Origin of the sequence: Pseudomonas sp. 65/3-MNA-CIBAN-0223 (assembly GCF_040310425.1) — a bacterium.
In the GTDB taxonomy this organism is placed as follows: Bacteria; Pseudomonadota; Gammaproteobacteria; order Pseudomonadales; family Pseudomonadaceae; genus Aquipseudomonas; species Aquipseudomonas gregormendelii.
Genome location: NZ_JBEOPV010000012.1, coordinates 19,266 through 40,609, shown reverse-complemented (window position 1 = coordinate 40,609; position 21,344 = coordinate 19,266). Strand labels below are relative to the sequence as shown.

Sequence of the window (21,344 nt, the reverse complement as noted above, 5' to 3'; positions counted from 1 at the left end):
TAGAGGTGTGAAGTATCAGTAGAACCGGTCAATCACCCGAACTTCGTTCTGGTTCTGCATCGACGCCCACGCCTGTTTCAGCGTTTGCAGAACACTGCCGATGAAGTCTTTATCAGCGGCGGCTTTCTTGCCAACGTAGCCCTGGCCGCGACGGTACATCTTCAGTCGGGCAAGCAGGTTCTGGTTGTTCTTGTCGAATTCCGTCTCATCGGCGTGCGTTGCCAGGCAGTCCATATGAACCTGGCCCGACTTGCTGATCCACAGAATATGGCTGTCGTGGCTGTCTTTTTGCGCAGCGAACATGCGAGCCAGTTCTTCGATAGTGGGTTGATTGTTCAGATTCATGATTTGCCCCTTGACCATTTGGTGATCTTTCAAAGTTGGTTCGCTAATACAGGTAGCCCATCCGGTTAGTTGATCCCTGGCACCGAAACCAGGACGTCAGCGTTCATTCGCCGAATGTGGCGAGGTCCCGCGTCTGTTGCATGTAGTCGTGTTGAATAACTGCTACGCAATAGCGTCACAACGAAGAGAAGCAGCGAAAACCTGGAGGCCACTGCCGACTTTTCAGGGTCGGCCACAAGCTTCATGAGGATTGATCGCCAGCGCTTCTCGTCCTTGTACTGGACGTTCGGGCCAGGTCAGCTTCTTCAATCTGCCTTGTGGGCAGCGTGTATCCGGGAATAACAGCTCGGCGGTCAGACGAGCTTGCTCAAACATGTTGCCGTACTCCCGATCGGGGAGATGTCTGCATCATGCAAGGGCAAATCGGAGGCGTCAATGGTTATGTAGTGATTATTTTTGTTCACTACATATTGTCGGACAAAGCGGTTTGGAATGAGCAGGGCGAGGCAGCGCGCCCCGTTCAGACGGCCTGGGGCGGGGTTTCGAAGCGGTAAAAGGTGCAGGGATGTCCATCCACCGGTCGCTGGTGCATGCTGTACTGGTGGCCTGTGAGAATCGGTATGAGTCCGGCCCAGAACCGCCGTGCCGGCTGGTTTGCATCGATATGGAAAATTTGCCATTGGCCCGGGTGGACGCTCAAGAGGGCAGAGACGACAAACTTCGCGACGCCCTGGCCACGAAAACGTCGAGTGACGAACAGATAACCCAAGTTCAACTGCGCGCCATCGAGGTGGGTCTGGTCGTCGACGGTCACGAAGCCGGCCAGTTCGCCGTCAACCGTAATCAGGAAGGGCCGGGTGGCCGACTTTCTCCAGTAGTCCACCTGGGGCTGGATACTGAAGAAACCGTGCCCTGCGAGCTTCAGCGGGAGCCATTCACTGAAGTCGTACAGGTAGAACTGCATCAGGTTTTCAATGGTGTCCAGATCGTCGCGTTGGGCGGCGTGCAGTTCTATCACGGGCATTAAAAGTGGCTCCTGACCAGGTCGATCAGTGGGGCGCGAAATCGTATGGACCACCGGTCTTCAGTGCGGCAGCGTAGGCTGGGCGTTTCTGGAAGCGGTCGACCCAGGCGGCGACGTGCGGGTACTGACCGAGTTTGCCTTGCGCCCTGGCGATCTCGCCGATAAAGCTCATCTGGATGTCCGCGGCGCTGAATTCAGCGCCCAGCAGGTAGTCGCCCTGGCTCAGCGCCGTGTCGAGGTAACCCAGGTAGTTGGCCACTTCCGAGTTGATCCGTGGATGCAATGGCGCGCCAGCCTCGCCCAGTCGACCCACGTACAGGTTCAGCATCAGTGGCAGCATCGCCGAACCTTCGGCGAAATGCAGCCATTGCACGTATTGATCATAGGCGGCTGTGGCGGGGTCAGGTTGCAGGCGGCCCTGGCCGTGGCGTCGGATCAGGTAATCGATGATGGCCGCAGACTCGATCAACGTCTGTTGACCGTCTTCGATGACCGGGGATTTGCCCAGGGCATTGACTGCCTTCAACTCCGGCGGTGCCAGGTTGGTCTTCGGGTCACGCTGGTAGCGCTTGAGCTCATAGGGGATGCCCAGTTCTTCCAGCAGCCAGAGAATCCGTTGCGAGCGAGAGTTGTTCAGGTGATGGACGATAATCATGTTCTTGGCCTTTTCAGGTAGTAGGGCTGGCGCCGGGCTTGAACAACACTAGACCATCACAGTCCGCGCGAAGTGCCCTTATGGTTTGTTTGCCGGTTTTGCCGTGCGCCGGGTGCTGGTGGCCGGTTTGCGCTTGGACGGTTTGCGTTTGTTTTTCCACGGCGTGGCTCCGCGCCCTGCCGGGCTTGCAGGCCCGCTGATGGTCAGGCTCAGGCCTGCGCAGCGGGCCACCTGTTTGCTCATCCAGGCGGCCTGTTTGGTGACAAACTCTTCCAGGCTCATCTCGCCGCTCTGCACCATGTCCAGCGCCTGTTCCCAGATCGCCGTGGTACCCGGGTCGGCAATGGCCCGGGGCACGGCGTCGATCAGGCTGAATGCCGCCGGGGTCGCGGCCAGCGCCTTGCCGTTTTTAATCAGGTAGCCGCGGTCGAGCAGCCCCTGGATGATCGACGCGCGAGTCGCTTCGGTACCGATGCCGGTAGTGTCCTTGAGTTTTTGCTTGAGCAGCGGATCTTCCACGAGCTTGGCGACATTTTTCATCGCCTTGATCAGGTCGCCCTCGGTGAAGGGTTTGGGCGGCTGAGTCCAGAGGTCCTTGAGCTTGACGTCGACAACCTTGCATTCACGACCTTCGGCCAGGGTCGGCAAGGTTTGCGGAACCGGCGCTTCGCGTCCCTTGGCCGGGGCCAGGGCCTCGGGCAGGGCGCGTTTCCAGCCAGGCTCGACGATCTGCTTGCCAACAGCTCGCAGCGCTTGCCCGGCGCAGTCGAAGTCGGCCTGGGTCCGGTCATACTCGTGGTTGGGCAGGAACTGCGCCAGGTAGCGTGCGCGAATCAATGTGTACACCGCCCGCTGCTTGCCCACCAGTCGCTCGAGGTTCTTTGCTGCCGCCGTGGGGATGATCCCGTGGTGAGCGCTGACCTTGGCATCGTTCCAGGCGCGGGAGCGTCGGTGCGGTTCAAGGTGATCATTCAATGCGTTCAGGCCGGGATCGGCCTGCCTTAACGCTGCCAGAATGCCGGGCGCCTCGCCGTGCTGACTGACCGGCAGGTAGCCGCAGTCGCTTCGAGGATAGGTGATGACTTTATGGGTTTCGTAGAGTGCCTGGGCGATGTCGAGCGTCTCCTGGGCACCGAGGCCCAGTTTCTTCGAACAGACCTCCTGCAAAGTGCCCAGGTCGAAGGGCAGGGGGGCGACTTCACGCAGGCGCTCGGTACGCAGCTTGACCACCCGGGCGCTGGCCGCCTGGCTGATAGCTGCTGCGGCCTGCCGGGCCAGTTCCGGGTTCAGGCAGCGGTCCTGGTCGTCGCAAACCTCGGAAGCTGCGCGCCATTGCGCGGTGAATGGTGTGCCGTCGTGCAGCAGTTGCACGTCAATCGCCCAATAGGCGACCGGGACGAAATCGGCAATGCTGCGATCCCGATCCACCACCAGGCGCAAGGTGGGCGTTTGCACTCGACCGACCGGCAACACTCCCTGATAACCGGACTGCCGTCCCAGCAGGGTGAACAAGCGGCTCATGTTCATGCCGATCAGCCAGTCGGCCCGGGAGCGGCCCAGGGCGGAGTGGTACAGGCTGAACGTCTCGGCTCCCGGCTTGAGCGCCGCCAGCGCCTTGCGAATTGATGCGTCATCCAGCGCCGATAACCAGAGGCGACGAATCGGCCCGCGATACCGGCAATGTTCGACCAGCTCCCGAGCGATCATTTCGCCTTCGCGGTCGGCGTCCGTGGCGATCACCAGCTCATCGGCTTCGCCCAGCAACCGTTTGACTGCCTTGTACTGGCTGGCAGTGCGCGGCTTGACAGTCATCTTCCATTTATCAGGAATGATCGGCAGGTCTGCCAGCACCCAGCGCTTGTAGCGTGCGTCGTAGGCATCCGGTGGCGCGGTTTCCAGCAGGTGGCCGATGCACCAGGTCACCGTGACGTCCGTACCCAGCCAGCAGCCATCGCCGCGACGCCGGGCGCCGAGCACGGCCGCAATATCCTTGGCCTGGGAAGGTTTTTCACAGAGGTACAGCCGCATGACCACCATCGATGTTCAGTGTACGAGAGGTGCACAGAATGGCGGTTGACGGGCGAGGGATCAATCTTTATCTGTATGGATGTACAGCGGATGAGTTTCCGTTCGTTGCCCTGAGCCACTGCCGTTGGGCCGAGCCCGTCACCGAAGGGCGTGGAGTGAAGCTTCCGTTCGGCTGTGAAGCGTTCGTGCAGGCGTAACTTGGGTTATACCTGATAGCTGGTGATGCAGGTTTTGACCACGCCAAGCTGCCCTTTATGAGGATGCTCGCCCCCCGCGGGTACAAGCTTTCGCACCGATTGAGTCAAGTCTTCCAAGAGGAATCCACTCCATGTCAACTCCCCCCGCTGTCATTACCATTGCTGAACAACCGGGCTGCCTTCTGGTGAAATTCCACGGCATCCAGGTGGCCGCGTCCTCGCGCGCGCTGGTGCTGCTGGAGGCCAATTACCCGCCGGTGTATTACGTCCCGCGCGAAGACATCGACGAGAAGTACTTCGCCCGCACCGATCACACCAGTTATTGCCCGTACAAGGGCGACGCCAGCTATTTCAGCCTGCAGGTTCCCGGGCATGAGGGGGCCAACGCGGTGTGGAGTTACGAGAAGCCCAAGGTGTCGGTGGCGCAGATCAAGGATTACGTCGCGTTCTACCCGAATCAGGTTAAGTTCGAATTGCTGGACGCCGAGGTCTGATAAAACGCCAGTTAAACCAGGTCCGATAGCCGCTGTGCCTGGACCAAGGTGGTTTCGTCGATCTGATCGATCGACGTCACCCCGGTCAAGGTCATGGCCACGCGCATTTCCCTGGCAAAGATATCCAGCATGTTTTCCACTCCGCGTTGACCGTCGGCGGCCAGCGCGTAGGCCATTGATCGTCCCAGCAGGACGCCTTTGGCACCCAGCGCGAGCATGCGCACCACGTCCAGTCCCGAACGAATGCCCGAGTCAACCAGCACGGTCAGGTCATTCGCCACGGCTTGCACGATCGGCGGCAATGCCCGGGCGGTCGAGAGCACGCCGTCCAGTTGGCGGCCGCCATGGTTCGACACGACGATGCCATCAGCCCCGAAGCTGACCGCGTCCCTGGCATCCTGGGGATCGAGGATGCCCTTGATGATCATCGGTCCTTGCCAGAAATCGCGTATCCACTCCAGGTCACTCCAGCTGATCGACGGGTCGAAATTATTCGCCAGCCAGCCCATGTAATCCTCCAGGGTCACGGCCTTGCCGAGGTATCTGGAAATGTTGCAGATCATGGGGACGGCCCATGAGGCCGACGTTGAAAGCCCAGTCGGGCCGGGTCATGGCTTGCAGCATGCGCCGTGACGAAGCATACGGGCCGGACATCCCTGAATGCGCATCGCGATAACGCGCGCCGGGCGTGGGCATGTCCACGGTGAACACCAGGTTCTTTACGCCGGCCGCCTTGGCTCGCTCGAGGGCGTTTTTCATGAAACCGCGGTCCTTGAGCACGTACAGCTGAAACCAGATCGGTTGCTGGCTCTGGGCGACGACTTCCTCGATCGAACACACCGATACCGTCGAAAGGCACAAGGGGATGCCTTTGTTTTGCGCAGCCCTGACGGCCTGGACTTCACCCCGTCGGGCAAACATGCCCGTCAGGCCGACCGGCGCCAACACGATTGGCATTGCGAGTTTCTGTTCGAACAGGGTGGTCTCCAGGCTCAGGGTCTCGACGTTTTTCAGGATCCGCTGGCGCAGGCTGATGCCGCTAAGATCGGCGCTGTTGGCGCGCAACGTATGCTCCGCATAGGCCCCGCCGTCGATGTAATCGAACAAAAAGCGCGGGAGTTTGCGCCGCGCCGCCTCGCGATAGTCGGATGCAGATGAAATGATCATGAAGACGCTGCCTCGGTCTGGTGATTGCGATGACCCATGTGCTCAGGTTACCGAAATACTCTTCAGTTAAACGAAAACCGACCACTGTAGGAGCGAGCTTGCTCGCGAAAAAACGTCAACGATAACGCGTTAAGCCTGGTTAAACGCGGTGTCTATGCGTTTTTCGCGAGCAAGCTCGCTCCAGCAAAAGCCTTAACTGGATAGCATTACCCGCGTGTGCGGGGCGTTTTTTCGTCTGCTGTCAGTTGGTGTCCAGGTCGACGTTTTTCGTCTCACGCAAACAGATCAAGCCGACCACCAGGCTCACCCCGGTGATCAGCACCGGGTACCAGAGTCCGTAAAAAATATCCCCGGTGTACACCACCAGCGCAAACGACACCGTCGGCAGGAAGCCACCGAACCAGCCGTTGCCGATGTGATAGGGCAGGGACATCGAGGTGTAGCGAATCCGCGTCGGGAACAGCTCGACCATCAACGCTGCCAGCGGGCCGTAGCACATGGCGGAGATGATGATCAGCCCGACGATCAATGCCACGATCATCGGTTTGTTGATCAGCTGGGTGTCTGCCTGTGACGGATAACCGGCCAGGGTGATCGCACCGCGCAGGGCGGCTTCGTCATAGCCATCGATCTTCACGTCGCCGACGCTGACCTGCACGGCGCTGCCAGCGGGGGCTGCGGCGCTGCTGTAGGGCAGCCCTTGCTTGACGAGGAAGGTCTTGACCTTGTCGCATGGGCTGTCGAATTTCGCTTTGCCCACTGGATCGAACTGGAAGGTGCAGGTGGCCGGGTCGGCCAGCACGGTGATCGGCGCCTGTTGGCTGGCCAGGTCAATGGCCGGGTTGGCATAGTGCGCCAGGGATTTGAAGATCGGGAAGTACAGGACCGTGGCCAGCAGCAGTCCAAGCATCAGCACCGGTTTGCGCCCGACCTTGTCCGACAGCCAGCCGAAGAAGATGAAGAACGGCGCGCCGATGATCACGCTGATGATCAGCAGGCTGTTGGCCAGGGCCGGGTCCATTTTCAGGAACTGGGTGAGGAAGAACAGCACATAGAATTGTGCCGCATAGAAGGTGACGGCCTGACCGGCGTTGATGCTGAACAGGGCAATCAGCACCACCTTGAGGTTCTCCCATTTGCCGAAGGAATCACGAATCGGCTGCTTGCAGAGCTTGCCTTCCTCTTTCATTTTCACGAATGAGGGGGACTCGTGCAGACTCAGGCGAATCCAGGTGGAAATCCCCAGCAGCACGATGGAAAACAGGAACGGAATCCGCCAGCCCCAGACTTCAAACTGGTCGCCGGTGAAATAGCGGCAACCCAGTACCACCAGCAGCGACAGCAGCAGGCCGAGGGTTGCGGTGGACTGGATCCAGCTGGTGTGGAAGCCGCGCTTGCCGATCGGTGCGTGTTCCGCCACGTAGGTAGCCGCCCCCCCATATTCACCGCCCAGGGCCAGGCCCTGGAGCATGCGCAGCACCACCAGGATGATGGGCGCGGCAATGCCGATACTGGCGTAGGTGGGCAACAGGCCGACGCAGAAGGTCGCCACGCCCATCAGCACGATCGTCGCCAGGAAGGTGTACTTGCGCCCGATCATGTCGCCCAGTCGGCCGAACACCAGCGCGCCGAACGGCCGCACGATGAAGCCTGCCGCGAAGGCCATCAGGGCAAAGATGAACGCCGTGGTGTCATTGACCCCCGAGAAAAACTGCTTGCTGATCACTGCGGCGAGCGCGCCGTAGAGGAAAAAGTCGTACCACTCGAAGACCGTTCCAAGTGACGAGGCGAAGATGACCTTGCGGGTGTCGTGACCGATCTCGGCGCGGCCCACGGTCTCCAGCGGCTGAACATGTTCTGACATATCGGTATCCCTTACAGTGATTGTTTTTTTTGTTCCACTGTCGGCGCCTGCCTTGTGGGCGGGTGCCGGTACTTCGATGTAGGTAGTGCGTGCAGGCCCCGCCGCCGTAGGAGCTGCCGAAGGCTGCGATCTTTTGATGTTGCTTTTCAAGATCAAAAGATCGCAGCCTCCGGCAGCTCCTACGGGGGGGCGCGGGGGTTTCAGGTGGTGGTGACCCGTTCCTTTAGCGTGGTGGTGCTCCTTAAGGTTGGATTGAGGATCAATTCAGCGGCCTTTTCCGCAATCATCAGCGTAGGCGAACAGGTGTTGCCCGAGGTAATACTTGGCATGATCGAAGCGTCGGCAATCCGCAGACCGGGGATGCCGTGGACTTTGAGCTGCGCGTCGACCACCGCGTCCCGATCGTTGCCCATGCGGCAGGTACCCACCGGGTGAAAAATCGTCGTGCCGATGCGCGCGGCCGCTTCGTGCAGTTCTTCCTCGCTTTGCAAACTGTCCCCGGGCAGATATTCCACCGGGTTGAAGCGGGCGAGGGCGGGTGCCGACACGATGCGCCGGGTCAGGCGAATGGCATCCGCCGCGACCCGCAGGTCTTGCGGATGACTCAGGTAGTTGGGCTGGATCAGTGGCGCGTCCTGGGCATTCGCGCTGCGGATTTCCACGCGACCACGACTTTGGGGGCGCAAATCACACACCGACGCAGTGAAGGCGGGAAAGGCATGCAACGGCTCGCCGAAGCGCTCCAGCGACAGCGGCTGCACGTGGTACTCGAGGTTGGCCGAGGTTTGCTCCGGCCCCGACCGGGCAAAAGCGCCCAACTGGCTCGGCGCCATCGACAGCGGCCCGCTGCGGTTGTAAAGGTAACGCAGGCCCATGCCCATCTTGCCCCACACGCTGCCGGCGATCTGGTTCAGGGTGCGGGCATTTTCCAGCTTGTAGATCAGCCGCAGTTGCAGGTGATCCTGCAGGTTGCCGCCAACCCCCGCTAGTTCATGGGCCACACCGATGCCGAGTGATTGCAGGAGTGGGCGAGGGCCGATGCCCGAGCGTTGCAGGATACTTGGCGAGCCAACGGCGCCTGCGCACAGGATGATCTCCTGGCGAGCCCTGAAGGTTCTCGGTTGGCCCTGGCAGCGGCTGATGACCGCCGAGGCGCGGCCATTGTCCAGTTGTACGCGATCAACTTCGACGTCAGTCAGTACCGTGAGATTGGGCCGGTGCCGCACGGGCTTGAGAAACGCCTTGGCCGCATTCCAGCGAACCCCGGCTTTCTGGTTGACCTGGAAATACCCGCAGCCTTCGTTGTCGCCCTGGTTGAAGTCATCGACGCTGGCAATTCCGCTCTGTTCGGCGGCGCTACGGAATGCGTCCAGAATCGGCCAGGACAGGCGCTGGCGTTCGATCCGCCATTCCCCGGCAGCGCCATGAAACTGCGAGTCGCCGGCAAAGTGGTCTTCACTTTTCCTGAACAGGGGCAACACCTGGTCCCAACCCCAGCCGGGGTTGCCGTCGGCGGCCCAGTTGTCGTAATCGCCCGCCTGGCCGCGCATGTAGATCATGCCGTTGATCGAGGAGCAGCCGCCCAGCACCTTGCCCCGTGGATAGCTCAGGGCGCGCCCTTGCAGCCCGGCTTGCGCTTCGGTCTTGAAGCACCAGTCGGTACGCGGGTTGCCGATGCAGAACAGGTAACCCACCGGAATGTGAATCCACGCATAGTTATCGCGACCGCCCGCTTCGAGCAGCAACACCCGATGCTGCGGGTTGGCCGAGAGTCTATTGGCCAGCAAACAACCGGCCGGACCGGCCCCGACCACTACATAGTCGTATTCATCAAGGGAAGTCGGCATCCCTGACCTCGTATTGTTGTTCTTGTTGTCAGTCATCCTAGTTGTTAGCTTTCGTTTAAAGAATGTTAATTTTTGCGCAGCCGCTGTGCGTTTTTAAACAGTGCGGCCTTGGGGACGATCGATGTTCGACTGGAATGACCTGCGGTTTTTTCTTGAACTTCAGCGCAGCGGGCGCTTGCTCACCGCCGCGCGTCGTTTGAACACCACCCATGCCACCGTCGCCCGGCATATCGAAGCCATCGAAAAAAGCCTGGGGACCGCGCTGTTCGTCCAGCATGCCCAGGGTTACCAGATGACGCCTGCTGGCGAAGCGCTGCTCAAACACGCCGAGGCCATGGAAAACGTCGCGTTGCTGGCCCAGGAAGAAATGACCCAATCGACGGCGCCCCTCGGCAAGATCCGCGTGGGGGTCACCGAGGGGCTGGGCATCATGTTTCTCGCCAGCCGCATGAGCGACCTCTTCGAGCGTTACCCCGGTCTGGAAGTGGAGCTGGTCGCGGTGCCGCGTTTTGTCAGCATCCTCAACCGCGAAGCCGAAATCAGCATCCACCTGGAACGGCCGGCGGCCGACATGCTGGTCACCCGCAAGCTCACGGACTACCGCCTGGCGCTCTATGCCAGCCAGGATTACCTGGATCGTGCGCCCCCGCTGCGCAGCCGCGAAGACCTCGGCCGGCATGCGTGGATCGGCTATGTCGACGACCTGCTGTTCAGCCAGGAACTGATGTTTCTCAACAGTTTCTGCCGCAACCCCCAGGTGGTGTTCCACAGCACCAGCGTCATCGCCCAGCAGCAGGCGGCCCGCTCGGGGCTGGGGATCGCGGTGCTGCCGTGCTACATGGCCAGTGCCGACCCGGGGTTGGTGGCGCTACTGCCGGATGAAAGCCTTCTGCGCAGCTACTGGATCAGCACCCGCCGCGAGTTGCACAAGTCGGTGCGGCTGCGGGTGTTGTGGGACTACGTGGTGGCGTTGTGTGAGAGCGAGCAGGGCCTGTTGCTGGGCACGGATCAAGCTGCACTGTAGGAGCGAGCTTGCTCGCGATGGTCTAAAGGTCGCGGCGGGTAACCTGTTGCCCCGCCTTATCGTGTACCTCCATCGCGAACAAGGGATTGGTGTTTCACGGCAGGATCTCGAAGGCCGTTGTGGCCAACCGCTCGCCGTTCACCATCACATGCACCGCGTGCTTGCCCGCGTAATGGCGGCGGGTGGTGAGCTCCTTGATCTGCTGGCTGCGCGCTACTCGTTCGCAAGCCTTGCCCGGCAGGGTCAGCGCCTTGAGCTTGAACACCTTCGCCGAGGTGCTGCCATTGCCCTTGACGTAGTCGATCGCATAATCGATCACCAGCCGCTGGCCGTGCTCGACCGTGGATTGCACGGCAAACGACAGAGTGATCTTCTCACCAAGCGTAATGACTGGCGGCTCAACCCGAACGTCCGTGATCTGGACCTCGGCCTTGCCGCCTGCGCCGATGATCGCCAGCGCCCGTCGATTGCCTTGCTTGATCAGGCTGCGCAGGGCGTGTTTGGCGATCCAGGCAGTGTGCCGGTTCTCCAGCGCCCAGCCCTCGATCAGGTCCAGCACCCAGTCGGGATGCTCCTTGGTGATGTCGTTCAAATGATTGGCCACGGACTTGCGCACGTACAGGCTGTCGTCGGCCTTGAGGTTGTCGAGGATCGCCGCGGCCAGGCCCGGATCAGCCTGAATCCGCTCCAGCCGGAAAGACCAGGGCAGTCGCGGCCGGCTGCCTTCGCTCGCCAGGCGGCGGACGTGTTCGTTGTCATCCAGCGACCACTGGTGCATGACCGCCAGGGTGCGCTCGAAATCGCTGCGCAGGAAATATCGGATTGCAAACTCCGATGAACCGAACGTGGTGAAGTATTTGAGGGCGGCCATCGACTCTTCGAACGCATGGCTGCCGTAGGTCGCGACATAATGCGGCAATGAAATGCTGACGAAACCGCTGTTCAACCGAGGCGCCAAGGCCCGCAGCACGCCGAGGGTTTCCTCGTAGCTCAACGGCAGCACCGCATACAGGCAGTCACTGACCCGGGCCATTCGCTGCATGATCGACAATTCGGCGAGGCCTTCGTTGGCCATCTTCATGAATGCCTTGGCATTGAACTCGGGATACACCGCGCTCATCTCGGTCGCGATGTGCCGGAGGCGCTCGGCGTTGAAGATTTCCTTGAGCGCAGGAGCGGGTTGATCAGCAGCCATTGTGGGTTCCTTTGAATTCATTACTTATCTGAATCTGCCGCGGCATCGTTCATCGTCGAGACGCCACCCGGAGCAACCAGAGGCGGCGCAGACAATGCACTGCTCCCATGTGGGAGCGAGCCTGCTCGCGATGGCGGTCTTCCACACAACAACAACTCAAACCTTACCCAATTTCTCCTCCTCCAGCTGATCCGACTCAAACAGCTTCGCCAATTCCGCCCTGGCTTCCTGCGCCGTCTGCAGCACTTTGGCCTCATCGTCATAAATCGCATGCTGGGCTTCCAGCACCTGTTCATCGTGATGCTTGAAGCGTTTGATGCGGGCGTCGGCCTGGGCCTGGGTCAGGCCCAACCCTACCAGCGTGCGGCGGCTCATTTCCAGGCTCGAATAGTAGGTTTCCCGAATCGCCTCGGCTCCCAGGTCCACCAGGCGGTGCACATGCTGGCGGTTACGGGCGCGGGCGATGATCTTGATGTGCGGGTAGAGCTTGTGCACCACCTCGGCAGTCTTGATGTTGGCGTCGGGGTCATCGGTTGCAATCACAAAATACTCCGCCTGCTCGACCTTGGCGGCGCTGAGGATTTCCGGGCGCATTGGATCGCCGTAGAACACCGGCACGCCGCCAAAACTGCGAGACAATTCGATGGTTTCCACTGACGTGTCGAGGGCGACGAACTTGATGTTCTGCGCCCGCAGGATCCGCGCGACGATCTGCCCCATGCGGCCCATGCCGGCGATCACCACTCGCGGGGCGTCGGTGTCGATCTCACGAAACTTCTCCGGCACCACCACCGGCTGCACCTTCGGGCTCACCAGGCGTGCGCACACCAGCAACAGCAGCGGGGTCACGGCCATGGACAAGGTGATGGTCAACACCAGCAAATCGTAAAGGCGCGGCTCGAACAGGCCCTGGTCGCGGCCGATCTTGAACACGACAAAAGCGAATTCACCGCCCGCCGCCAGCACGATACCCAGGCGAATCGCACTGACCTTGCCCAGGCCGCCGGCCAGCCGCCCGACAACAAACAGCAGCGGCAACTTGATGGCGATCAGCAACAGGGTCAGGCCCAGCACGGTGATCGGTGCACTCAGCAGCAGGCTCAGGTTGGCGCCCATGCCGACGCTGATGAAAAACAGGCCCAACAGCAAACCCTTGAACGGTTCGATCTGCGCTTCCAGTTCATGACGGTACTCGGAGTCCGCCAGCAGCAGCCCGGCGAGAAACGCCCCCAGGGCCATCGACACGCCCACCAGGTCCATCAGCCACGCCGTGCCGATCACCACCAGCAACGCGGTGGCGGTGGACACTTCCGGCAGCCCCGTCCTGGCCACCACGCGAAACACCGGCCGCAACAGGTAGCGCCCGCCGATCACCACCACGGCGATACTGCCGAGCACCCGCAACCCATGATTGACATCTTCGGCTGCAGTGGAGGTGTGGTCGCCTCCCGCCAGCAGCGGCACCATGGCGATCAGCGGGATCGCCGCGATGTCCTGGAACAGCAGGATCGCAAAGGCCAGTCGGCCGTGGGGGCTGGTCAGTTCCTTGCGCTCGGCGAGACTCTGCAGGCCGAAGGCGGTGGAGGACAGGGCGAGGCCCAGACCCAGCACGATGGCACTGTTGAGCGGCTGGCCGAACATGAACAAGGCGGTCAAGCCAATCACCGACCCGGTCAGCAGGACCTGTGCAAGGCCGACGCCAAACACGGATTTGCGCATCACCCACAACCGTCTCGGTGATAACTCCAGGCCAATGATGAACAACAGCAACACCACGCCGAGCTCGGAAATATGGCTGACGCTCTGTGGATTGCCGATCAGGCCCAGCACCGACGGGCCAATGATCACTCCCGCAAACAGATAGCCCAGCACCGCGCCCAGTTGCAGGCGCTTGGCCAGGGGCACGGTCAGCACCGCCGCAAACAGAAAGACGACAGCGGCTTGCAACAGGTTGCCTTCATGGGGCATGGCTTACTCCAGAACTCGGTACGGCGGGGGCGACAAGGATAAAGCCTGTAACCGGATGCGTCAGCCATGGGCCGGCATGATTGTATGAATGCAGCCTGTTTGCCGGCCTTGGCGAATCGTTGCGTCGTGAGTGAATGATTTTCTCCGCCCGTAGTCGGAGTTCAGGTATTACGACATTTCTGGAGGATCAACCATGAACAGCAAAACCCTCATCGCCGCCCTGGCCATTGCCGCCGGCGTTGCCGGAATCAGTCCCATCGTTCAAGCGGCTGACCCACCTGAAAAAACCGTGCAGCCAAGTGCTACCAATACCCGTGAACTGAATGTCAATGACCGCGCCCCGGATATCTATCAGCGCCCTGAAAAAGCGCTGAAAAACTGGAAAGCTAAAGGCCTGAAAGCCCCTGTAGAGCAAGCTCAGTGGGTGCAGGTGCATGACAAGTACATGATGGTGATGATCACCAACGGTACGATCGTCGATATCACGCCGGTGGAAAAATAAACGCCCGGTCATGCGGTGAAGCTTCGGCAATGCGGGATAAAGGCTGCGTCTGAAGCCCCTTGCCAGGCAACCGGAGGTTGAGTTGCCAGCCTTCGGCTGACTTAAAACACTTCGCCCTTGTCCCACAGATGTACCAGATCTCCAGGTGCCTGGTCTTCAGGCACTTTCATCACCATCCGGTCATCCTGCTCGCCGCTACGATAGAGCACTTCGATTTCATAAAAGCGCTGATCACCCTGGCCTGCTGCCTGTTCGGTGTAGGGCAGGCAGCCTTCCAGCACGCTGCAGATGCGAGAGCGCTGCTCGATGTCGCATTGCGCGAATTCGATGCTGCGCGGGCGTGTCAGGGCATGGATGGCGGCGACGCCGCCCTGGCGGGAAAGGTGGACGACTGCATCATCGCCCAAGGTTGGCAGGGTTTTCATAATGACTCCCGATTCTGTTCTACACCCACATCAGCCCAGGCTTGCGCCACCGCGGACTGTTCGTCCGGGCCAAAGCGCTTGAGCGCCTGCTCAATGGTCAGCGCGGCAAACTCACTGAATGACGCTTGCGTGCCCAGACGCGGGTCGCACAACGTGTCGTACCAGATATGGCCGGCTTTCTGCCAGGCGAATCCGCCCAGCGCCTGGGCCGCCAGGTAAAACGCCCGGTTGGGGATGCCGGAATTGATGTGCACGCCGCCATTGTCTTCCTCGGTGACGACAAAATTGCGCATGTGCCCGGGTTGCGGGTCTTTGCCGAGCAGCGGGTCGTCGTAAGCGGTGCCGGGGTGGGCCATTGAGCGCAGGCCGTCGCCCTTGATCTGTGGCGCGAGCAGGTCGGCGCCGATCAACCAGTCAGCCTCTTCGGCGGTCTGGCCCAGTACATGCTGCTTGATCAATACACCGAACACGTCCGATATCGATTCATTCAGCGCCCCGGACTGATCGGCGTAAAGGAGCCCGGCTTCACTTTCGATCACGCCGTGGGTCAATTCGTGGCCGATTACATCCAGGGAGCGAGTGAAGCGCTCGAAGATTTCGCCATCGCCGTCGCCGAACACCATCTGCGTACCGTTCCAGAACGCATTCTCGTACTCCTGCCCGTAATGCACGCTGCCAATGAGGGCAAAACCCTGATTGTCGATCGAGTCGCGGCCATGCACTTTCCAGAAGAAATCATAGCTGGCCCCCAAGGCGTCATACGCTTCGTCGACCGCTGGGTCGCCCGTCGCCGACTGGCCCTCAACACGTACTGGCATCCCCGGCAGGAGCATCTTGCCCCTGGGTGTCATGGATACTGCGCTCGGCCAAGCCGGGCCGAGTGGACGGTGGCAGCAAGGTGGTCGCAGGCGGGCGCGTCGGCGGGCGAGGAGTGTGGCGCAGCGTACGCACGTGGGTGAGGGTGCTCAGCGCACTGGAACGCTGCCGCTCGGAGCCGCGTCCAATGAAGCGGTTGAGGATATAGGGCGGAATGAAACTGTGCGGTGGGTCGGTCATCAGAGCGTCCTTTCCTGAGTACGGAGTCGATACTCATGTGGACGGACGGTTGCCGTTTCAGTTCCATGGATTGCCAACCACGCCGAATTCTGCGACAACGCCCTGATTAACCGCTAGCGAGCAAGATTCATGAACGACGAATTACAGATCATTGACCTGTTGCCAGGCGACGGCAAGGCGGCGGTCAAGGGCGCCCTGATCACCACTCAATACCGCGGCTGGCTGGAAGACGGCACGGAGTTTGATTCATCCTACAGCCGGGGCAAACCGTTTCAGTGCGTGATTGGCACGGGTCGAGTCATCAAGGGCTGGGATCAGGGAATCCTCGGCATGCAGGTGGGCGGCAAGCGTAAATTGCTGGTGCCGGCGCATTTGGCTTATGGCGAGCGGACCATGGGCGCGATTACGCCGAATTCGAACCTGATCTTCGAGATCGAATTGCTGGAAGTACTGACCCGGGACGATTGAGCGCTGGCCGCGTGTTCAACTCTGTAGGAGCTGCCGAGTGCAACGAGGCTGCGATCTTTTGACCTTCTCTGATCCCTCCAAAAATCGGACCAAGGGCTGTTTAACAACTTGAACCCCGACCAGCGACCCTATACTGTATATCCAAACAGTTAGCGGCGTGCCCCCCATGGAACTCATCGACAAACTCAGCATTCTCGCCGACGCCGCCAAATACGATGCGTCCTGCGCCAGCAGCGGTGCGCCCAAGCGCAGTTCCGAGGGCAAAAGCGGCCTCGGGGCGAGCAATGGCATGGGCATCTGTCACAGCTATACCCCCGACGGGCGCTGTGTGTCGTTGCTGAAGATCCTGCTGACCAATTTCTGCCTCTATGATTGCCAGTACTGCGTCAACCGCCGCTCCAGCGACGTGCCAAGGGCGCGGTTCACGCCGGAAGAAGTAGTGACGCTGACTATGGACTTCTATCGTCGTAACTGCGTCAGTGGGTTGTTCCTGAGCTCCGGGATCATCCGTTCGGCGGATTACACCATGGAGCAGTTGATTCGGGTGGCGCGGCTGTTGCGTGAAGAGCATGAGTTTCGCGGGTATATCCATCTCAAGACGATTCCCGAGGCCGATCCGGCGCTGATCGAGCAAGCGGGGCGCTATGCCGACCGGCTCAGCGTCAATATCGAGTTGCCCACGGACGCCAGCTTGCAAACCCTGGCACCGGAAAAACACATTGGCTCGATTAAAGGCGCGATGCAGACGATCTACACGGGCGTTCTAACCGTTCTCAACGAGCCGCGAGCGCCGAGGTTTGCGCCAGCCGGTCAGAGCACGCAGATGATCGTGGGCGCCGATGACACCGATGACAGCACCATTCTCCACAGCGCCCAGTCGCTGTACGGCAACTTCAAATTGCGCCGGGTCTATTATTCGGCGTTCAGTCCGATCCCCGACAGTCCGAAAAGCGTGCCCCTGGCCGCGCCGCCTTTGATGCGCGAGCACCGGTTGTACCAGGCTGACTTCCTGCTGCGTAGTTATGGCTACACCGCCGGGGAGCTGTTCAAAGGCCCGGGCCACCTGGCCTTGGACATCGACCCTAAATTGGCTTGGGCGCTGGAGAATCGGGATATTTTCCCACTGGACCTCAATCGTGCCGAGGCGTCCCTGATCTCGCGCATTCCCGGCATTGGCCTGCGCACGACCGAGCGTCTGGTGGAACTGCGTCGTCAGCGTCGCATCCGTTACGAAGACCTGGCGCGCATGCGCTGTGTGCTGGCCAAGGCCAAGCCGTTCTTCATCACCAGCGACTACCATCCGCAGCAAGCGGAAGTCACCAGCCATCTGCTGTATCAACAACTGCGCGACCGCCCGCAGCCGCAGCAAATGGGGTTGTGGGGATGATCAATCTCGATTGCGACGACTTGTTCGAGACCTGGCGCCTGCAAGCGCGCTGGCTCCTGAGCCATGAGGTTGATCCAAGCCTGGTGGCGTGGGCCAGCGAAGGCGTGCAGGACCTGTTCGCCAGCGATCACGCGCTGCCCGAATCACAGGGGCCGTTCCTGGCGCGCATTCCGCGAACGCTGCTCGACACCCTCGAACAAGCCGCCCGTTATCGCGGTGATCAGCGCTGGAGCCTGTTGTATGAGGTGCTGTGGCGAGTCAGTCATGGGGATCGCACTGCAATGATGTCCGGGGACAAGCTGGGCAGTGAATTACAGAGAAGAATCAAACAGGTACAGCGTGAGTCTCATCATTTACATGCATTTGTGCGATTCGTTGAATTGCCCGGCTGCGTCGGGCCGCAATATGTCGCCTGGCATGAGCCCGCCCACGACATTCTGCACAGTGCAAGCGAGCATTTCATTGGCCGCATGGGGCGCCATCGCTGGATGATTGCCACGCCCAGGGATGGGGTCTATTACGATGGCGAGCAGTTGAACTACCTGCGTCAATGCCCGGTGCAATGGCAGCAGATGGCGCAGAACGTAGACGATCCGCACGGTGACATGTGGCTGACCTACTACAGCCATATTTTCAACCCGGCGCGGTTGAACCCCAAGGTCATGGAAGGGCACTTGCCCGCCCGATTCTGGAAGAACCTGCCGGAGGGGGCGTTGATCCCGGGGTTGATCACCCAGGCCCGTACGGGCAAGCAGCAGGATGGCCAGGCCAGCGGGATCAAGGGGCGCCAGGGCAAGCGGATTGGTCAAACCAACATTGAGTCTTCCCGTGGAACCCGGTAAGAGCCCCGCAGGAGCTGGGTAGGAGCTGACGAGTGAAACGAGGCTGCGATCTTTTGATCTTGTTTTTGAAAAAGCCAGATCAAAAGATCGCAGCCTCGTTTCACTCGTCAGCTCCTACAGACCTATCCGATTCTGTTATACCCCAGGCAAAAAAAAGCCCCCCACTGCAGCAGCAATAGAGGGCCAGGGTGTCGCGAGCGTCAGGTCAGACCTTGACGATCCAGCCAGCGGGCGCTTCGATATCGCCGGTTTGTACACCCGTCAGCTCCTTGTAGAGCTTCTGGGTAACCGGGCCAACCTCGGTTTCGCTGTGGAACACGTGCAGATGATCGTTGTAGCTGATGCCGCCGATCGGCGTGATGACCGCAGCAGTACCGCAAGCACCGGCTTCCTTGAAGTCCGACAGCTTGTCGATCAATACGTCGCCTTCAATCACTTCCAGGCCCAAGCGCGATTTGGCCAGCTCGATCAGCGACAGACGGGTGATGCCCGGCAGCACCGACGGCGAGTTCGGCGTGACGAACTTGTTGTCGTGGGTGATCCCGAAGAAGTTGGCCGAGCCGACTTCTTCGATTTTCGTGTGGGTCATCGGATCCAGGTAGATGCAGTCGGCGAAGTGGGCTTTCTTCGCCTGGGAACCTGGCATCAGGCTGGCCGCGTAGTTGCCACCGACCTTGGCCGCACCGGTGCCTTGCGGGGCCGCGCGGTCATAGCTGGAGATCAGGAAGTTATGCGGCGTCAGGCCACCCTTGAAGTAGGCACCGACCGGAATGCAGAAAATCGAGAAGATAAACTCCGGCGCAGTACGCACGCCGATGTTGTCACCTACGCCGATCACGAACGGGCGCAGGTACAGCGCGCCACCGGTACCGTAAGGCGGGATGAAACGCTCGTTGGCACGAACCACTTCCTTGCAGGCTTCGATGAACTGCTCGGTTTCGACGAACGGCATCAGCAGGCGCGCACAGCTGCGTTGCATGCGCAGGGCATTCTGGTCAGGGCGGAACAGGTTGATCGAGCCATCCTTGCAACGATAGGCCTTCATGCCTTCGAAGCATTGCTGGCCATAGTGAAGGGCCGTGGAGCCTTCGCTGATGTGCAGCACGTTGTCTTCGGTCAGGGTGCCTTTGTCCCACTCGCCGTTACGCCAGTACGAGAGATAGCGCTTGTCTGTCTTGATGTAATCAAAACCCAGCTTGTCCCAATTGATGCTTTCGTTACCCATGACACCCTCTATCACTGAACAACCGCCAAAGCGGTTCAAGGCTTCTGACGTTTTTTGGATGGGGACAACAATACTTCATTCCGGGCCTGTTTCGCAGCCCGGACTATCGGATGACAGGCAGATAAATCGAGTTGGCCTCAAGAAATCGCCAGCGGGCTAGCTTTCACAGGGGAACGCGTTCCAAATGTGGGAGCTAGCTTGTTGGCGATGGGGCCATTTCTGCCGCCATCCATTGTTCTGAACTACAGATGCAACGCATGCCCCAGAGCACGCAACGCCGCTTCCTGCACCGCCTCCCCCAAGGTCGGGTGCGCATGGATGGTGCCGGCAATGTCTTCCAGGCGAGCGCCCATTTCCAGGCTCTGGCCGAACGCTGTCGATAACTCCGAAACCCCGACGCCGACCGCCTGCCAGCCGACAATCACATGATTGTCCCGACGCGCCACGACCCGCACGAAGCCGCTTTTCGATTCCAGGGTCATTGCCCGGCCATTGGCCGCGAACGGGAAGCTGGAAACGATACAGTCCAGCCCGGCAGCCTTGGCGTCGTCCGGGGTCTTGCCGACCACCACCAGCTCCGGGTCGGTGAAGCACACGGCAGCAATGGCGGTCGGGTTGAACTCGCGGGATTTGCCGCTGATCAGCTCGGCGACCATTTCGCCCTGGGCCATGGCGCGGTGCGCGAGCATTGGTTCGCCACTCAGGTCGCCGATGGCGTACACGTTGCGCGTGCTGGTCTGGCAGCGGCCGTCGATTTTGATCGCTGCACCGTTCATGTCCAGGTTCAGGGCCTCAAGGTTCCAGCCCTGGGTGTTGGGTTTGCGACCGACGGCCACCAGCACCTGATCCATTTCCAGATTCAGCGTGTCGCCCCCCGGCTCAAGAACCTGGAGGGTATTGCTAGAAGAATCAAAGCCTTGGACGCTATGCTTCAAGTAAAGCTTCACGCCCAGCTTTTTCAGCTCGTCATGCACAGGCTGGGTCAGCTCGGCATCGTAAGCCGGCAGAATGCGCTCCTGCGCCTCGACCACGCTCACGTCAGCGCCCAGTTTGCGATAGGCAATCCCCAGCTCCAGGCCGATATAACCTCCGCCAACGACGATCAGGCGCTTGGGCACCGAGGTCGGCGCCAGGGCTTCAGTCGAGCTGATGATCGGACCGCCAATCGGCAGCATCGGCAGGTTCACGGTTGTGGAGCCGGTGGCCAGCACCAGATGCTCGCACTGGATTCGCGTGTCGCCGACCTCGACGGTTTTGCCGTCGATGACCTTGGCCCAGCCCTGAATGACCTGGACCTTGTGCTTTTTCAGCAACGCGGCAACGCCAGTGGTCAGGCGATCAACGATACCGTCCTTCCACTCGACGCTCTTGCCGATGTCCAGGGTGGGGGCCGCCACGCTTATCCCCAAGGCCGAGTGCTGGCTGTGGTGGCGAGTCTGGTGAAACTGCTCGGCGACGTGAATCAGTGCCTTGGACGGAATGCAGCCAATGTTCAGGCAGGTGCCGCCCAGGGATTGGCCTTCCACCAGGATGGTCGGGATGCCCAACTGGCCGGCACGGATCGCGGTCACGTAACCGCCAGGGCCGCCGCCGATGATCAGCAGCGTGGTGTTCAAAGTCTGATGCATGAC

Annotated in this window: 18 protein-coding genes and 2 pseudogenes; 7 read left to right on the top strand and 13 right to left on the bottom strand. The window is 60.5% G+C overall.

What is annotated here, in order from left to right; all coding sequences use genetic code 11:
• Window positions 1-15: 15 nt before the first annotated feature.
• From AAEZ09_RS16395 to AAEZ09_RS16380, 4 genes are all read right to left on the bottom strand, one after another.
• Window positions 16-345, bottom strand: coding sequence for a hypothetical protein (locus AAEZ09_RS16395; protein ID WP_045057705.1), 330 nt, complete (start codon window positions 343-345; stop codon window positions 16-18).
• A 520-nt stretch (window positions 346-865) separates the two neighbouring features.
• Window positions 866-1,369: a GNAT family N-acetyltransferase gene (locus AAEZ09_RS16390; protein WP_350600047.1), complete on the bottom strand. Its 504-nt coding sequence runs from the start codon at window positions 1,367-1,369 to the stop codon at window positions 866-868.
• Window positions 1,370-1,394: 25 nt separating this feature from the next.
• Complete coding sequence (locus AAEZ09_RS16385) at window positions 1,395-2,024, bottom strand: glutathione S-transferase family protein (protein WP_045057677.1); 630 nt, start codon at window positions 2,022-2,024, stop codon at window positions 1,395-1,397.
• A gap of 78 nt (window positions 2,025-2,102) precedes the next feature.
• Window positions 2,103-4,052: a DNA topoisomerase III gene (locus AAEZ09_RS16380; RefSeq protein WP_350600045.1), complete on the bottom strand. Its 1,950-nt coding sequence runs from the start codon at window positions 4,050-4,052 to the stop codon at window positions 2,103-2,105.
• Window positions 4,053-4,090: 38 nt separating this feature from the next.
• Here AAEZ09_RS16380 and AAEZ09_RS16375 point away from each other — a divergent pair, with 38 nt between their 5' ends.
• Complete coding sequence (locus AAEZ09_RS16375) at window positions 4,091-4,249, top strand: hypothetical protein (protein ID WP_350600044.1); 159 nt, start codon at window positions 4,091-4,093, stop codon at window positions 4,247-4,249.
• A 131-nt stretch (window positions 4,250-4,380) separates the two neighbouring features.
• The gene (locus AAEZ09_RS16370; protein WP_045057679.1) at window positions 4,381-4,743 is read left to right on the top strand and encodes a DUF427 domain-containing protein; all 363 of its coding nucleotides are present in this window, start codon (window positions 4,381-4,383) and stop codon (window positions 4,741-4,743) included.
• Between the two features lie 11 nt (window positions 4,744-4,754).
• Here the strand turns inward: AAEZ09_RS16370 and lldD are convergent.
• From lldD to AAEZ09_RS16355, 3 genes and pseudogenes are all read right to left on the bottom strand, one after another.
• Window positions 4,755-5,910 (bottom strand): annotated as a pseudogene (gene lldD / locus AAEZ09_RS16365) (FMN-dependent L-lactate dehydrogenase LldD).
• Window positions 5,911-6,151: 241 nt separating this feature from the next.
• Window positions 6,152-7,774, bottom strand: a complete 1,623-nt coding sequence (locus AAEZ09_RS16360; protein ID WP_045057681.1) for an MFS transporter — start codon at window positions 7,772-7,774, stop codon at window positions 6,152-6,154.
• A gap of 200 nt (window positions 7,775-7,974) precedes the next feature.
• Entirely contained in the window at window positions 7,975-9,621 is a 1,647-nt protein-coding gene (locus AAEZ09_RS16355) for a GMC family oxidoreductase (protein WP_350600042.1), read from the bottom strand.
• A gap of 121 nt (window positions 9,622-9,742) precedes the next feature.
• Between AAEZ09_RS16355 and AAEZ09_RS16350 the strand changes: the two genes are divergently transcribed.
• A complete protein-coding gene (locus tag AAEZ09_RS16350) occupies window positions 9,743-10,645 on the top strand; it encodes a LysR family transcriptional regulator (RefSeq protein ID WP_350600041.1) in 903 nt (300 codons plus the stop codon).
• 94 nt (window positions 10,646-10,739) lie between these two features.
• Here AAEZ09_RS16350 and AAEZ09_RS16345 read toward each other — a convergent pair whose 3' ends face one another.
• Both AAEZ09_RS16345 and AAEZ09_RS16340 read right to left on the bottom strand, forming a co-directional pair.
• Window positions 10,740-11,840: a DNA alkylation repair protein gene (locus AAEZ09_RS16345; RefSeq protein ID WP_350600039.1), complete on the bottom strand. Its 1,101-nt coding sequence runs from the start codon at window positions 11,838-11,840 to the stop codon at window positions 10,740-10,742.
• 156 nt (window positions 11,841-11,996) lie between these two features.
• The gene (locus AAEZ09_RS16340) at window positions 11,997-13,808 is read right to left on the bottom strand and encodes a monovalent cation:proton antiporter-2 (CPA2) family protein (protein WP_350600038.1); all 1,812 of its coding nucleotides are present in this window, start codon (window positions 13,806-13,808) and stop codon (window positions 11,997-11,999) included.
• A gap of 193 nt (window positions 13,809-14,001) precedes the next feature.
• On the opposite strand from AAEZ09_RS16340, the gene AAEZ09_RS16335 reads away from it, so the two are divergent.
• Window positions 14,002-14,310: an RcnB family protein gene (locus tag AAEZ09_RS16335; protein ID WP_045057686.1), complete on the top strand. Its 309-nt coding sequence runs from the start codon at window positions 14,002-14,004 to the stop codon at window positions 14,308-14,310.
• A 101-nt stretch (window positions 14,311-14,411) separates the two neighbouring features.
• On the opposite strand, the gene AAEZ09_RS16330 is transcribed toward AAEZ09_RS16335, so the two are convergent.
• Together AAEZ09_RS16330 and AAEZ09_RS16325 are read right to left on the bottom strand one after the other, a co-directional pair.
• On the bottom strand, window positions 14,412-14,735 hold the full coding sequence (locus AAEZ09_RS16330; RefSeq protein ID WP_045057687.1) for a protealysin inhibitor emfourin: 324 nt from the start codon (window positions 14,733-14,735) through the stop codon (window positions 14,412-14,414).
• Window positions 14,732-15,791, bottom strand: a pseudogene (locus AAEZ09_RS16325) (M4 family metallopeptidase). Before AAEZ09_RS16325 ends, AAEZ09_RS16330 begins: the two are co-directional and overlap by 4 nt.
• A gap of 129 nt (window positions 15,792-15,920) precedes the next feature.
• On the opposite strand from AAEZ09_RS16325, the gene AAEZ09_RS16320 reads away from it, so the two are divergent.
• From AAEZ09_RS16320 to AAEZ09_RS16310, 3 genes are all read left to right on the top strand, one after another.
• Entirely contained in the window at window positions 15,921-16,259 is a 339-nt protein-coding gene (locus tag AAEZ09_RS16320) for an FKBP-type peptidyl-prolyl cis-trans isomerase (RefSeq protein ID WP_045057689.1), read from the top strand.
• Window positions 16,260-16,425: 166 nt separating this feature from the next.
• Complete coding sequence (locus AAEZ09_RS16315) at window positions 16,426-17,646, top strand: putative DNA modification/repair radical SAM protein (RefSeq protein WP_350600036.1); 1,221 nt, start codon at window positions 16,426-16,428, stop codon at window positions 17,644-17,646.
• Complete coding sequence (locus tag AAEZ09_RS16310; protein WP_350600035.1) at window positions 17,643-18,488, top strand: TIGR03915 family putative DNA repair protein; 846 nt, start codon at window positions 17,643-17,645, stop codon at window positions 18,486-18,488. The genes AAEZ09_RS16315 and AAEZ09_RS16310 overlap by 4 nt, the downstream gene beginning before the upstream one ends.
• A 205-nt stretch (window positions 18,489-18,693) precedes the next feature.
• On the opposite strand, the gene AAEZ09_RS16305 is transcribed toward AAEZ09_RS16310, so the two are convergent.
• Entirely contained in the window at window positions 18,694-19,713 is a 1,020-nt protein-coding gene (locus AAEZ09_RS16305; protein WP_225568458.1) for a branched-chain amino acid aminotransferase, read from the bottom strand.
• Between the two features lie 242 nt (window positions 19,714-19,955).
• Window positions 19,956-21,341 carry a dihydrolipoyl dehydrogenase gene (gene lpdA, locus AAEZ09_RS16300; protein WP_350600033.1) on the bottom strand — a complete coding sequence of 462 codons (1,386 nt, stop codon included), beginning with the start codon at window positions 21,339-21,341 and terminating at the stop codon, window positions 19,956-19,958.
• Between the last annotated feature and the right edge of the window lie 3 nt (window positions 21,342-21,344).